This is a genomic window from Ralstonia sp. A12 (assembly GCF_000801955.1).
Lineage (GTDB): Bacteria > Pseudomonadota > Gammaproteobacteria > Burkholderiales > Burkholderiaceae > Ralstonia.
On the sequence record NZ_JSZO01000006.1, the window covers coordinates 49,984 to 63,999 of the forward strand.

Here is a 14,016-nt window from a genome sequence, read left to right on the forward strand (position 1 = left end):
TTCGGGGGTTTCCATCCCCCGCCCTAATCGGCATGGAGGAGGGGTTCGAGTCCCCTCCCTCGCCCCCGTCAGGCAGTCGGTGCAGTCGCCTCAGCTTCGGGCCGCTTGACGCGGAACCACGCCGCATACAGCGCCGGTAGGAACAGCAGCGTCAGCACCGTCGCGATAATCAGGCCGCCCATGATGGCTGCAGCCATCGGGCCCCAGAACACGCTGCGCGACAGCGGAATCATCGCCAGCACCGCCGCAGCCGCCGTCAGGATGATGGGGCGGAAGCGCCGCACGGCCGCCTCGACAATGGCCGTCCAGGTGGGCACACCAGCCGCCACGTCCTGCTCGATCTGGTCCACCAGAATGACCGAGTTACGGATGATCATCCCGATCAGCGCGGTGATGCCGAGCTGCGCCACGAAGCCCATCGGCGCGCGCAGCAGCAACAGCGTGGCCGCCGCACCGATCAACCCCAGCGGGCCGGTCAGGAACACCATCACCGAGCGCGAGAAGCTGTGCAGCTGGAGCATCAGCAACAGGAAGATGATGAAGATACACAGCGGCATCTGCGCGGCGATGGATGCACCCGCGTTGGCGCTCTCCTCTTCCGCGCCGGCAATCTTGATCTGGTAGTCCGGCGGCAGGTCCGCGCGAATCTTGTCGAGCAGCGGATTGATCTGCGCCGTCACGGTCGGGCCCTGCACGCCGTCCACCACATCCGACTGCACGGTGATTCCGTAGTCGCGGTTCTCGCGCCAGATCACACCGGGCTCCCACGCAAAGCCCACACGGGCCACCTGCGTAAGCGGCACCACGCGACCGCTGGCCGTCGGCACCTGCACCTTCTGCAACGCGTCGAGCGTGTTGCGCTCGTCTTCCTGCGGACGCATGACGATGTCGAGCAGCTTGTCGCCGTCACGGTACTGGGCGATGGGCGCGCCGGACATCACCGTCTGCGTCACCTGCGAGATCGAGCCCGTCGACACGCCCAGCGCGCGCGCCTTGTCCTGGTCGATGTCCAGGCGCAGCACCTTGACGTTCTCGTTCCAGTTGTCGTTCACGCCCACCGTGTTCGGGTTGGCGGTCATGATGGCCTTGACCTGGTCAGCAATCTTGCGCACGCCACCGATGTCCGGACCCATCACACGGAACTGCACCGGATACGGCACCGGCGGCCCGTTCGGCAGCAGCTTCACGCGGCCGCGCAGATGCGGGAATTGCGATTTCAGCAACCCGATGACGCGCTGCCGAACGCCTTCTCGCGTCTCCAGCGAAGTCGGCATCACGATGGCCTGGGCAACATTGGTCTGCGGCAGGATCTGGTCCAGCGGAAGATAGAAGCGCGGCGCGCCGGAGCCGATGAACAGCGTCACGCTGTCGACGTTCTGTTCCTTGCGCATCAGCGCCTCGAAGCGCTTGGCCTCGGCTTCGGTCTGGTTGAAGCTGCTGCCTTCGGGCAGCCACAACTCCACCATCAGCTCGGGCCGGCTGGAATCGGGGAAGAACTGCTTCTCGATGTATTTGAACCCGAACACGCCCAGGCCGAACGTCACCAGCGTGATAACGATCACCGTCTTGCGGTACTCCACGCACCAGTTCACCCAGCCGCGGAAGCGGGTGTAGAACGGCGTGTCGAACAGCTCGTGATGGCCGCCGTCGCCCACGTGCGATTTGGTGCGCAACAGCAGGAAACCGAGATACGGCACAAACACCACCGCCGCAAACCACGACAACACCAGCGCCAGCGCCGTCACCGCAAAAATGCCGAAGGTGTACTCACCCACTGTCGAGCGCGCCAGCCCCACCGGCAAGAAGCCTGTAGCGGTGATGAGCGTGCCAGTCAGCATCGGCATGGCGGTGGAGCTGTACGCAAAGGTGGCGGCTTCCATCTTGGAGAAGCCCTCTTCCAGCTTGCGCACCATCATCTCGACCGCGATGATCGCGTCGTCCACCAGCAGGCCCAGCGCGATGATCAGCGCGCCCAATGAAATCTTGTGCAGGCCGATGTCGAAGATGTTCATGAACAGGAACGTCACCGCCAGCACCAGCGGGATCGTCAGGCCCACTACCAGACCGGGCCACACGTCGATGCGCAGCTTCGGCTTGGTATGCAGACCGAGCGACAGGAAGCTCACCGCCAGCACGATCACCACGGCCTCGATCAGCACGTGCACGAACTCCCCCACCGAGTTCTGCACCGACTTTGGCTGGTTCTGCACCTGCTCCATCTCGATGCCCATCGGCAGCTTGGCGTGGATCTTGTCGACCGTCGCGCGCAGGTCCTTGCCGAGCTGGATGATGTCGCCGCCCTTGGTCATCGAGATGCCCAGGCCGATGACTTCCTTGCCGTTGTAGCGCATCTTGGCGTGCGGCGGATCAATGTAGCCGTGCTTGACGGAAGCGATGTCGCCAAGGCGAATGTTGGTCGTGCCGCCAGGGCCACGCAGCGTCAGGTTCTCCAGATCACGGATGTCCGAGAACTGGCCCGACAGGCGAATCTGCACGTTGTCACTAGGCGTTACCAGCACGCCGCTGGGGCCGATGTTGTTCTGCTGGCCGATCTGCGTGGCGATGCTGTTGATGTCCAGCCCCATCTGCGCCAGCTTGGCCTGCTGAAACTCGATGTAGATCTTCTCGTCCTGATCGCCCAGCAGCTCAACCTTGGCGACATTGGGCACGCGCAGCAGTTGCTGCCGGATGGAATCAGCGTAGTCGTTGAGCTGGCGGTAGGTGAAGCCATCGGCGGACAGCGCGTAGATCGAGCCATACACATCGCCGAAGTCATCATTGAAGAACGGCCCGCGCACACCCTGCGGCAACGTTGGCGCGATGTCTCCCACCTTCTTGCGCACTGTGTACCAGAGCTGTTGAGTGTCCTTGGCGGGCGACGTGTCGGCCAACTGGAACGTGACCAGCGTCTCGCCCGGCTTGGAGTAGCTGCGGATCTTCCAGGCGTACGGCACTTCCTGCAGCGCCTTTTCGATCTTGTCGGTCACCTGACGCGACATCTGCTCGGCCGTGGCGCCGGGCCAGAAGGCCTGCACCACCATCGCGCGGAAGGTGAAGGGCGGGTCTTCATCCTGCCCCAGCTTGGAATACGCAAAGATGCCGCCAAGCAGCAAAGCCACCAGCAGGAAGCGGGTCAGTGGCTGGTGTTCGAGCGCCCAGCGTGACAGATTGAAACGGGAATGTTCCATGCGCGCAAAGGTTGGCGTGTTTGGGCAGAAGCCGGCTGTGGTTTACCGGCGCGGAGTGATGGCGGACTGGGCCGACGGCTGATCCGCCGGGGCCATCGGCATCACTTTCTGACCGGCCTTGAGCAGATGCACGCCAGCGGTCACGATAGTCTGGCCGGGCGCAAGGCCGCTGGTAACCAGCAGCACGTTGTCGCGCGGCTCGCCCACCGTCACCGGCACAGGCTTGACCGTTTGCGATGCGGCGTCATACAGCCACACCACGTTCTTGCCCTGCTCCTGCAGCAGCGCACTGATCGGCACGCGCACGCCCATGCCGCCGCTGTCTGCACCCCCGCCGGGGCGCACGAACCGAGCCACGGCCGTCATGCCCAACTTCAGCTCAGGCGGCGGGTTCGGTACCGAAATCTTCACGGTGTACGTGCGTGTGAGCGGGTCGGCAGCCGGCGCAATCTCGCGCACCTTGCCAGGAATGCTGCGTGACTGATCCGCCCACAACTTGACGCTCACGTCGGGCGATTTGCGCAGCGTGTCCACTTGGTCTTCGGGAATGCCGACCACGACTTCCTTCTCGGCCGTCTGCGCCACGCGCACAACGGGCTGGCCGGCGGATACCACCTGCCCGACTTCGGCATCGACGCCCGTCACTACGCCATCGGCATCCGCTTCGAGCGTGGCATAGGCGGCCTGGTTGGCTTGATTGCGATAGCCTGCCGTGGCTTGCTCGTAGCGGGCCTGAGCGCCGTCATAGTTGGCTTGATGGCGTTGCTGCTCGGCGGCGCTGATGAAGCCTTTGGCGAACAGTTCGGAATAACGTTTGAGGTCGGCGGCGGCCAGATCGCGGTCGGTCTTTGCGCCAGACAACTGGGCCTGAGCCGATTGCTGCGCCAGCGCCAGATCCGTCGGGTCGAGGCGCGCCAGGACTTGGCCCTTCTTTACCGTGGCGCCTACGTCGACCAGCCGCGCGGTGATCTTGCCCGGCACACGAAAGCCGAGGCGCGACTCAATGCGCGGGCGCACGTCGCCGGAGAACTCTGCTGTGCCTGCGCCCTGCTCGGTTGTCACTGTCATCGTGCGCACGGGGCGAACCTCGGGCGCTTTGGGCTGCTCTTTGCTACAGCCAGCCAGCAGCGCCGCGCCGGTCAGCAAGACCGTCGATACGGCCAGAGACCAAGAGCGCCCTCGCAACAGCGTAAGCGTGTCGGAGGAACTGGTGGAGTCGGAATGCGGGTACGACGGATACATCGCAGGCACGGCGGGCATGACACGCTCTCAGTAAATAACTGACCGGTCAGTAATATACCCACGGCAATGCGCAGGGTCAACGACACGGCGTGGTCTGATTGACTTTTGTTGCTGGGCGTCCTGCGGCGGCCTTCGATATGCTGCACTGCAACGCCATGTAGAATGGCCGCCCTGCTTGAATTGTCCACTGCGTCCCCACAGCGCACCCACCGCGACGACCCCTTCCGTGACCCCCGACGATTACTGCGCCGACAAGGCCGCCCCGCCCGGCAGCGATCTGTACTACAGCGTATTGTTTCTGACGCCCGAGCGCCGTCGCGCGACCATCGCACTGGAAGCCGTACGCCGTGAACTGGAAGACGCCGTGCGCGATGCCACCGACCCGACCGTTGTGCAGTCGAAGCTGCAATGGTGGCGCCAAGAGCTCGCGAGGCTATTTGACGGCCGCCCCGATCACCCCGCCACCAAGGCACTGCAACCGCATCTATCCGCCTATGACATTGGCGCGGTGCACTTGGGCGAACTGCTGGCCGGCGTAGAAGCCGATGCCATGCAAAACCGTTATCTGGACTGGCCCAACCTGCGCCGGCACGGCGATCAGGTGGCGGGCGTGGCGGGCCGATTGGCTGCACGCATTGCCGGCCACACGCATGCGCGCACACTGGAGTTCGCGCGGCTGTTGTCACTGGCCGAACAACTGGTCCACTTCATCCGCAACCTGGGTGAGGACGTACGCCACAACCGCGTCTACGTCCCCGTGGATGAACTGCAGCGCTTCAATGTGCCCGCAGCCGATCTGTTCAACCGCCGTTATGCAGACGGCTTCAAGCCGCTGATGACGTTCCAGGCCGAACGTGCCCGCACGACCTACAAAGAGGCGCTGGCCGCCTTGCCGGCCGAAGACCGCCGCGCCCAGCGCTCAGCGCTGATCCGCGGCGTGCTGGCCATGCGGCTGCTCGACGAAGTGGAGGCCGACGGCTTCCAGGTGCTCACGCAGCGCACCGACCTCACACCGCTGCGCAAGCTTTGGCTGGCGTGGAAGACACAGATTCGCAGTTGATCAGGTCTTGATGAGATCCAGCGGTGCAAACCGGCCGGCAAGCACCTGCTGCGAATCCATGCCCCACCAACGCTCCAGCACCGTCGCGTAGAGCGAGCGGAAATCGACCGACGGGTCGAGATTGCCGCCGCCGTCCAAGCGTTCCAGCACCGGCCCCTGCCCGGCCAGCCCCCCCTTCACACGACCACCCGCCACGAAATGCGCGGCTGCCGTGCCATGGTCCGTGCCGTTGTTCAGGTTCTCGCGCGGGCGGCGGCCGAACTCGGAATACGTGACGATCAACGTGTCATTCCAGCGGCCCAGTTCCGTGAGCGCGCTCTTGAGCGAGGCAATGCCCTCACCCAACTGCTTCAACAGGTTCGCCTGCGTGCCTTGCTGGTTGGTATGCGTATCGAAGCTGCCCAGTGACAGGCACACCACGGCCACATCGGCGCCGCCATGCCCGGGCGCAGCCACCACCTGCATCGCAGCCTTGATCGAATTGCCGAAGCCGCCGTCCGGAAAGTGCGTCTGGAACGCAAACTTGCCCGCCTTCGGACGCAACCCGTCGGCAGCCTTGACGATGTCTGCCTCGACCTTCAGCACGTGCTCAAGCGTGGCATTGCCCATGGCATGAGACGGCATCGCCAGCTTGGCCTCGTTGAGGAAGGCGTCGGGATTGGCAAGCGCCACCGCGCGAGAGCCGCCGTCGAGCGGGCCGAGATCCGCCGTACCGATGATCACGCCATCCGCACCGAACGATGCCGGCACCGGCCGCGCAGCAAACGCACGCGTCAGCCAGCCCTCGCGCAGGTATTGATCCGAGCGCGAAGCCGTGTCCCAGATCTCGATCGAACGGAAGTGCGAGAGATTCGGCTGCGGATACGACAGCCCCTGCACCACCGACAGCTCACCCGCCTGCCACAGCGGCATCATCGCCTGCAGAGACGGATGCAGGCCATAACGGTCATCCAGTTGCAGCACCTGCTCACGCTTGATGGCAATGCGCGGGCGCAGCGCGTAATACTGCGCGCTGGTGTACGGCACGACGGTGTTCAGGCCATCGTTGCCGCCCTTGAGCTCAATGAGGATCAGCAGATTGCCGTAGCCCTTACGTTTGTCCTGCCCCTGCGCAAAGACAACGCCTGGGATGCCAGATGCGGCCCCACCAATGCCAAGCATGGCGCCAGCCTTCAGAAAGTCGCGACGTTCCATGATGTGTGCTCCTGCAGAGATGGCGTTACTTCAATTGGTAGGCGGGGTCCATCATCAGCGTGCGCAGGTAAGCGGTACCAGCCAGCTTGACGGGAATGGGCGCGGTGGGCTCGATCGGTAGCACAGCGCGCTGGATCGAAATGCGAGGCCCAAGCTGCGGCGGGTCATCCCCATCCGCCCCGAACTGCGCCAGCCATTTGGCGGAGTTGAATGACACCATGGTCTGCGACTGCGCCAGTTTGAAGCGGCCTTCCTGGCCCATGCCCTTGAGCGCCTGTCCCAGACCCTGCACTGTGCCGCCTTCCTTCAGATCCGCACGCATGGCGGCCACCATCATGCCGGGCTTCTGCTCGGGCTTTTGTTGTCCGGCCTGCTGCGACGGCGCCTTCATCTCGGTCGAACGGAACAGCTGATCGAGAAACTGCTTGCGCCCCAGCAGCGTGGTCGAGTTGATCCACGCATCGCCGCCGGGCCAACCCTTCACGTTGGGCGGGGCCAGCAGGTTCTGCCCAAGCTGCGCAGACTTGATCGCGAACGGCGTCGGGTCGGAGTACTGCACGTTAAATTGCTTGAGCGTGCCGACAATCATTTCCACCGGCGATTTCACCAGCGTCGCGCGCGTCTGCGGCGCCCAGAACGCCTGCGTCATGAACAACTCCCGCAGGGCAACTTTGATGTCGTAACCACTTGAGCGGAATGCGTCGGCTACGCGCTGCACCTGCGCCGCATCCGGGTCAGGCGAAACAAACTCGCGCCACAGCTTGGTGACGATGAACGTGGCCGTCTCGGGGCGAGACAGCAGGATGTCGAGCATCTGGTCGCCGTCGTAGTCGCCGCTCTGGCCAAACACCGTCTTCACACCGGTGTCGTGAATCTGCGGACGCCAGATATACGAAAAATCGTGCTCGCGGTCGATGCTCCAACCCGTGTAGGCGCGCGCGGCTTCCTTGATGTCCTGCTCGGTGTAATGGCCTTCGCCCAGCGTGAAGAGCTCCATCACCTCGCGTGCGAAATTCTCGTTGGGCTTGCCCTTACGGCTCTCCGCGCCATCCAGGTAGATCAGCATCGCCGGGTCCTTGCCGATGGCGTGCAACATCGCGCCGAAGTTGCCGACCGCGTCTTGGCGCAGCAGCACGTTCTGCCGATACATCAACTGCGCAAACGGCACCTTCTGCGAGCTGGATACGAAGTGGTTGTGCCAGAACAGCGTCATGCGCTCCGTCAGCGGCGACGGCGTCTTGATCATCTCGCCCATCCACCAGGCTCGCAGTTCCAGCTCGTGGGCAGCGTTCTTCTGACGCGCAGCCTTGCGGGCGTCTTCGTCCGGCAGCTTGTTGTAGGGGATGATCGGCTCATTGACCCACGCCGGCGGCGGCTGCGTGGCGACGTTGCCGGTCTGCGCCAGTACGCGGTCGATGGCTTCGCGGTGGGTCAGCCCGGCATAGGCGTCGAGTTCGCTCTCAGAGGGTGAGAAGCCGATGCGGGTGAGGAAATAGCGCGCGTCTTCGCGATCCAGACGCTGCTCGTCGGCAGCGGGTGCCTTGGCATGCGCGCTGTGGTGATGCGGCTTGTCCTGCGTCGCCGCCTGCGCGGGTTGAAGTGAAAGGACGCCAGCGGCTGCCAGCGCCAAGAAAATCGTGCCACGAACTTGCATGTCGGTCCCCCGAGTCGACCCTGATGCCTTCTGCCGGGGCAGCGACTGTGCGCCGTTCCTCGGCCCCTACCTAGCCGCCACGGTGGTAGATGTCCCGCGTGACGTCATAGATGTTCTGACGCAACTGCTTGCGTTCCTCGGGTGACAGCTTGCGCTGCGGGGGTGGCCCTGACCTGCCTTCGTTCTCGGCCCGGCGGTTTTCCATGGCGGCGGCGCGGCGACGGCGTTCATCCGCCTCGTTGCCGCGTGCTGCGCCAGAATTCCCGCCCTTGTGCGGCGCGGCGGCCTCGAAGAAGCCACCGCCATTGAATCGGCCGAACCCGTTTCCGCCACCAAAACCGCTGGGGGGCGCATTGTGCGGCCCACGCGCCTGTGCAGGCAGATACGCCAGGCACAGGGCGGCAGCACACACCGTCAGCGCCAAGCGCCGCCGGAAACTTGCTGATCGATCCGTCAAAAGAGAGAGAGAAGCCACGTCCATGTTGCTGGAAACCGATGCGCCATGCATCATTGCGCGACAATCGATATCAGGCAACCGCATTGCACGCCAGCCCCCTTTGCGGGGGTCAACACGTTTTGACCCCAACTGAGGAACCGCCAAGGCAGTGTAGCCGTGCGTCCTACAGACTGTTCGCGCGACCCGGTAAATAATGTAACTGTCTGTTTCAATTGGGGTTCTACCGCGCCTCGAGCCGCTGTTTTTGTCGTTACCATTAGCGCCATGGAAAATTCTGGTCAAAAGATTCTCGTCGTCGACGACGATCCCCGCCTGCGCGACTTGCTGCGCCGTTACCTCGGGGAACAGGGCTTCACCGTGCTGGTGGCAGAAAACGCCACGGCCATGAACAAACTCTGGCTGCGCGAGCGTTTCGACCTGCTCGTACTCGACCTCATGATGCCGGGCGAAGATGGTCTGTCGATCTGCCGGCGCCTGCGTGGCGCAAACGATCAGACGCCTATTATCATGCTCACCGCCAAGGGCGAGGACGTCGATCGCATCGTCGGCCTCGAAATGGGCGCCGATGACTATCTGCCCAAGCCCTTCAACCCGCGCGAGCTGATCGCACGCATTCACGCCGTGCTGCGCCGCCGTGGCCCGGCCGAGATTCCCGGTGCGCCGTCGGAAACGCCCGAAACCTTCGCCTTTGGCGATTTCGTGCTGAACCTTGCCACACGCACGCTCAAGAAGAACGACGAAGAGATCACGCTCACAACGGGCGAATTCTCCGTGCTCAAGGTGTTTGCGCGCCATCCGCGCCAACCCCTATCGCGCGAAAAGCTGATGGAAATGGCGCGCGGCCGCGAATACGAAGTCTTCGACCGCAGCCTGGACGTGCAGATCTCCCGCCTGCGCAAGCTGATCGAGCCCGACGCCAGTAACCCGCGCTTCATCCAGACGGTCTGGGGCCTGGGCTACGTGTTCATTCCCGACGGCGCCAAGTAACCCTTCCTACCCGCATCCGACTTGCGCATTCCGCGTCCGGCCGCGTTGCGGCGTCTATTGATCAGTGTGTTTGGTTCGCTGTTCTGGCGAACCTTCATGCTGATCGCCCTGCTGATTGCGATCTCGCTGGGTGTCTGGTTCCAGAGCTTCCGCATTTTCGAGCGCGAACCGCGCGCGCAGCAGATCGCCATGCAGGTGGTCAGCGTGGTCAAGCTCACGCGGGCGGCGCTGCTGTATTCCGACCCGGCACGGCGGCGCTTCCTGCTGCTGGACCTCGTGCAGAACGAAGGCATCAAGGTCTACCCGCGCGAGAAGGAAGATGAGTACCGCGAGCCGCACACCAACCCCTACCTGACGCAGCTCGTCCAGCAGGAGATCCGCAACCGGCTGGGTGCCGAAACGGTGATCGCCACTGCGGTCAACGACATCCCGGGCGTGTGGGTCAGCTTCCAGATCGAAGGCGACGACTACTGGGTCGCCATCAGCCCGGATCGTTTCGAGCACGTGCCGGGGCTGCAGTGGCTGTGGTGGTCAATGGCGGCACTGGTGCTTTCGGTGCTGGGCGCGGCTTTCATCACCTCGCGGGTGAACCAGCCGCTCAAGCGCCTGGCCGACACGGCACGGGCCATCAGCGCGGGGGACGACCCAAAGTCGCTGCCCGAGGGCGGCGGCACGGAAGTGGCGCAGGCAAATCACAGCTTCAATCAGATGGTGCGCGACCTCAAGCAACTCGAGGCCGACCGCGCCGTCATGCTGGCTGGCATCTCGCACGACCTGCGCACCCCGCTCACGCGTCTGCGCCTGGAAACCGAGATGAGCCCGGTCGACGAGCAAACGCGCGAACTGATGGTGGCCGACATCGAGCAAATGGACGCCATCATTGGCCAGTTCCTCGATTACGCGCGCCCTTCCAGCGAGATGCAGGAAGACGTGGATCTGACCGAGCTGGTGCGCGATACGGCACCGGTGTATTCAGCGCACGACGACATCGACCTCACGCTCAAGCTCGCGCCGGAAGCCATTGCCCGCTGCAATCGCATGGAGACGCAGCGCATTCTCGACAACCTGATCGAAAACGCGCGCCGCTACGGCAAAACGCCCAGCACTGGCCGCGCCGACATCACGGTCAGCACCCTGCTGCAAAACAACGAGGTCGTACTGTGCGTAGCCGATCGCGGCGCCGGCGTGCCGACCGATCAATTGGCGCTACTCACGCGCCCGTTCTATCGGCTTGAATCGGCACGCAGCGAAGCCAAGGGCGCTGGGCTCGGCATGTCGATCGTCAATCGCATCCTGCAGCGCAGCGGTGGCCGGCTGGTGCTTGAGAACCGCACGCCACCGGAAACCGGGCTGGTCGTCAGCGCCTGCTACACGCGCACCTGATCTGTGCCGCTCAGGCACATCCTCTGCTCCTCACGGCTGTCATTTGCGGCGACTACGTTCGAACTAGCGCGCCCATCGGCTATGGCCGACGTTGAGACAATCAATTAGCCGGTTTCAACATCGTCGACCATACTGCAGCCGCCAGGCTGCGCATCCGCCGCAATTGCGTTCTTCGCCGCTCCGCTCCTCCTCCCTCCTTGCTGGACGGGCGGCGAGTCTGTGCTTGTGCAAGCGCTGTTCCCACCGCCTCACAACTTCGGGAGAAGCTCATGAAGACCATTGGTGACAAGCTCGAGCCATTCAAGGTCGTCGGCGTCAAGCCGGGGTTCAATCATCACGAGGAAAACGGCCAGTCGGCGTTCGAAGACATCACCGAGACCTCGTTCCCGGGCAAGTGGAAAGTCATCTACTTCTATCCGAAGGATTTCACCTTCGTCTGCCCGACTGAGATCGTCGCCTTTGCCAAACTCAATGACGATTTTGAAGACCGCGACACCATCGTGCTCGGCGGCTCGACCGACAACGAATTCGTCAAGCTCGCATGGCGCCGCGAGCACAAAGACCTCGACAAACTCAACCAGTGGTCCTTTGCCGACACAACGGGCGCGCTGGTCGACCAGCTCGGCGTGCGTGAACATGAGGCCGGGGTTGCATTGCGCGCAACGTTTATCGTCGACCCGGACAACGTGATCCAGCACGTGTCGGTGAATAACCTGAACGTAGGCCGCAACCCGGATGAAGTCCTGCGCATTCTCGACGGCCTGCAGACCGACGAACTATGCCCGTGCAACCGCGCAATCGGCGGCGCCACGCTGTAACCGCCTCCTGCTTCGGTGGACTCACACCGCGCGCCAAGCCCGCCCGCTGCGAGCTTTTCAGCGCTGGGCGATAGGAGAGTCGATGGAATTCCTGCAGACGATTAAGGGGCGTATCCCCGACTACGCCAAAGACATCCGCCTGAACATGGACGGCACGATCGCGCGGTCTTCGCTTGAAGTCACCGATGCGGTGGGCGTGGCGCTGGCGGCAGCCTTTGCTGCCAAGAGCAAGGTACTGGTCGAGATCATCCGCGGTGCCGGCGTGCTGTCGCCCGAAGAGACCGCCGGCGTGCTCACGGCCGCAGCGCTGATGGGCATGAACAACACGTGGTATCCGTTTGTTGAGATGGCCGACGATGATGACCTGAAAACGCAACGCGCCGAATTGCGCATGAACGCCTATGCCGGCCATGGCGGCATCGACAAGCGCCGCTTCGAGATGTATGCACTGGCCGCATCCATTGTCGGCAAATGCCACTTTTGCGTCAGCTCGCACTACAAGCTGCTCAGGGAGTTCGGCATGACCACGCAGCAGTTGCGTGACGTGGGGCGCATCGCAGCGGTCATCAACGCAGCGGCCATCGTGATTGCCGTCGAATAGGTGATCACGCGCCGCCAACGAAAACGGCAGCGCGGAACCATCCGGGCTGCCGTTGCTTTCTGTGGGGCCGTGCTTCAGTCTTGATCAGCGGCTTCCGCGCGATAGATCAGCACCACAGCCTGCGCGACGATACCCTCTTCCTTGCCTTCGAAGCCGAGCTTCTCATTTGTCTTGGCCTTGACGTTGCAGCGCTCCGGCGCGATGCCAAGGTCTTCTGCCAGGTTGGCGACCATGCCCGGCACATGAGGGGCAAGCTTTGGCTTTTGCGCGATGACCGTGGCATCAACGTTGCCCACTGCATAGCCCGCCTTGCGCACACGTTGCACCGCTTCGCGCAGCAGCACGCGGCTGTCGGCACCGGCAAAGGCCGGATCGGTATCGGGAAAATGCCGGCCGATGTCGCCCAGGCCCGCGGCGCCGAACAGCGCGTCGGTAATCGCATGCAGCAGCGCATCGGCGTCGGAATGGCCGAGCAGCCCACGCGTGTGCGGAATGTCCACGCCGCCGAGGATCAGCTTGCGGCCCTCCACCAGCGCGTGTACGTCGTAGCCCTGGCCGATGCGAATGTCCATCCAGTTCATGCTTGCGATGCCTCGTGAGGTTGGTCTTGTCCGCCCTGCGCGAGGATGGCCTCGGCGAGTGCGAAATCGTCGGGATACGTCACCTTGAAGTTGCGCAGCGCACCGGGCACCAGCAACGGTTTGTGGCCGGTGGCCTCGATAGCGCTGGCCTCGTCGGTGACGATGCGATGCCGCGCCAGCGCGTCACGCAACGCACGTTCCAGAAGCCCTAGCGGGAACATCTGCGGCGTTTGCGCTTGCCATAGGCCATCACGCTGGACGGTGGCGTCAATGTGCTGCGCGGCGTTTGCGCGCTTGAGGGTATCGGCTACCGGCAACGCAAGAATGCCGCCGACCGCTTGCGAACCCTCGGCTTCCACGGCAGCAACCAGACGAGCGATCAGCGCAGGCGTCAGGCCCGGACGCGCGGCGTCGTGCACAAGCACCCAGTCGTCATCGTGCGCACCCAGCCCGCGCAACGCAGCCAGCCCATGCGTGACCGACGCGTGCCGCGAATCACCACCGCAATCGACCTCCACCAGCCTGGGGGCTTCGAAACCGCCATCGGGAAAGCGCTGCACGAGCGGCTGCGCGCCCGGCGTCGTCACGATCAAGACGGAATCGATCTCGGGGCTGGCCAGAAAGGCTTGGGCCGTATGCCACAGCATCGGCCGTCCGGCGATCGCCTGATATTGCTTGGGCAAATCGCCGCCGGCGCGCGAGCCGGTGCCGGCTGAGGGAATCAGCGCAAAACGGCGTCGGCCTGGGCGGGAGTTTGCGGACATGGAATGCGGAAGATGGGCTTTGGTTCGGCGTTTGCTCACGTTTTGAGCCGTCACCAACACGTAATTCGCGCGGATTTTATAATAGCG

12 protein-coding genes are annotated in these 14,016 nt (G+C 63.7%); 5 read left to right on the top strand and 7 right to left on the bottom strand.

Annotation, left to right across the window (positions count from 1 at the left end):
* Window positions 1-68: 68 nt before the first annotated feature.
* Complete coding sequence (locus PI87_RS09265; RefSeq protein ID WP_039597429.1) at window positions 69-3,188, bottom strand: efflux RND transporter permease subunit; 3,120 nt, start codon at window positions 3,186-3,188, stop codon at window positions 69-71.
* Between the two features lie 42 nt (window positions 3,189-3,230).
* Window positions 3,231-4,448, bottom strand: a complete 1,218-nt coding sequence (locus PI87_RS09270) for an efflux RND transporter periplasmic adaptor subunit (RefSeq protein WP_442965462.1) — start codon at window positions 4,446-4,448, stop codon at window positions 3,231-3,233.
* Between the two features lie 208 nt (window positions 4,449-4,656).
* On the opposite strand from PI87_RS09270, the gene hpnD reads away from it, so the two are divergent.
* Window positions 4,657-5,490: a presqualene diphosphate synthase HpnD gene (gene hpnD / locus PI87_RS09275; protein ID WP_039597430.1), complete on the top strand. Its 834-nt coding sequence runs from the start codon at window positions 4,657-4,659 to the stop codon at window positions 5,488-5,490.
* Here hpnD and PI87_RS09280 read toward each other — a convergent pair whose 3' ends face one another.
* The 3 genes from PI87_RS09280 to PI87_RS09290 all read right to left on the bottom strand — a co-directional run bounded on the left by PI87_RS09280 (window position 5,491) and on the right by PI87_RS09290 (window position 8,939).
* Window positions 5,491-6,684 (bottom strand): DUF1501 domain-containing protein, encoded by a 1,194-nt coding sequence (locus tag PI87_RS09280; RefSeq protein WP_039597431.1) that lies wholly within the window; start codon window positions 6,682-6,684, stop codon window positions 5,491-5,493. It lies immediately after the preceding gene.
* Window positions 6,685-6,709: 25 nt separating this feature from the next.
* On the bottom strand, window positions 6,710-8,338 hold the full coding sequence (locus PI87_RS09285; protein ID WP_039597432.1) for a DUF1800 domain-containing protein: 1,629 nt from the start codon (window positions 8,336-8,338) through the stop codon (window positions 6,710-6,712).
* A 70-nt stretch (window positions 8,339-8,408) separates the two neighbouring features.
* Window positions 8,409-8,939: a hypothetical protein gene (locus PI87_RS09290; RefSeq protein WP_232313967.1), complete on the bottom strand. Its 531-nt coding sequence runs from the start codon at window positions 8,937-8,939 to the stop codon at window positions 8,409-8,411.
* A 120-nt stretch (window positions 8,940-9,059) separates the two neighbouring features.
* On the opposite strand from PI87_RS09290, the gene ompR reads away from it, so the two are divergent.
* From ompR to PI87_RS09310, 4 genes are all read left to right on the top strand, one after another.
* Window positions 9,060-9,782, top strand: a complete 723-nt coding sequence (ompR, locus tag PI87_RS09295) for an osmolarity response regulator transcription factor OmpR (RefSeq protein ID WP_004627064.1) — start codon at window positions 9,060-9,062, stop codon at window positions 9,780-9,782.
* Between the two features lie 21 nt (window positions 9,783-9,803).
* On the top strand, window positions 9,804-11,165 hold the full coding sequence (locus tag PI87_RS09300) for an ATP-binding protein (protein ID WP_039597434.1): 1,362 nt from the start codon (window positions 9,804-9,806) through the stop codon (window positions 11,163-11,165).
* Window positions 11,166-11,434: 269 nt separating this feature from the next.
* On the top strand, window positions 11,435-11,983 hold the full coding sequence (locus PI87_RS09305; protein ID WP_039597435.1) for a peroxiredoxin: 549 nt from the start codon (window positions 11,435-11,437) through the stop codon (window positions 11,981-11,983).
* Window positions 11,984-12,065: 82 nt separating this feature from the next.
* Entirely contained in the window at window positions 12,066-12,584 is a 519-nt protein-coding gene (locus PI87_RS09310; protein ID WP_039597436.1) for a carboxymuconolactone decarboxylase family protein, read from the top strand.
* 74 nt (window positions 12,585-12,658) lie between these two features.
* On the opposite strand, the gene ispF is transcribed toward PI87_RS09310, so the two are convergent.
* Together ispF and ispD are read right to left on the bottom strand one after the other, a co-directional pair.
* Window positions 12,659-13,165: a 2-C-methyl-D-erythritol 2,4-cyclodiphosphate synthase gene (gene ispF, locus PI87_RS09315; protein ID WP_039597437.1), complete on the bottom strand. Its 507-nt coding sequence runs from the start codon at window positions 13,163-13,165 to the stop codon at window positions 12,659-12,661.
* Window positions 13,162-13,929 carry a 2-C-methyl-D-erythritol 4-phosphate cytidylyltransferase gene (gene ispD, locus PI87_RS09320; protein ID WP_039597438.1) on the bottom strand — a complete coding sequence of 256 codons (768 nt, stop codon included), beginning with the start codon at window positions 13,927-13,929 and terminating at the stop codon, window positions 13,162-13,164. Before ispD ends, ispF begins: the two co-directional genes overlap by 4 nt.
* Between the last annotated feature and the right edge of the window lie 87 nt (window positions 13,930-14,016).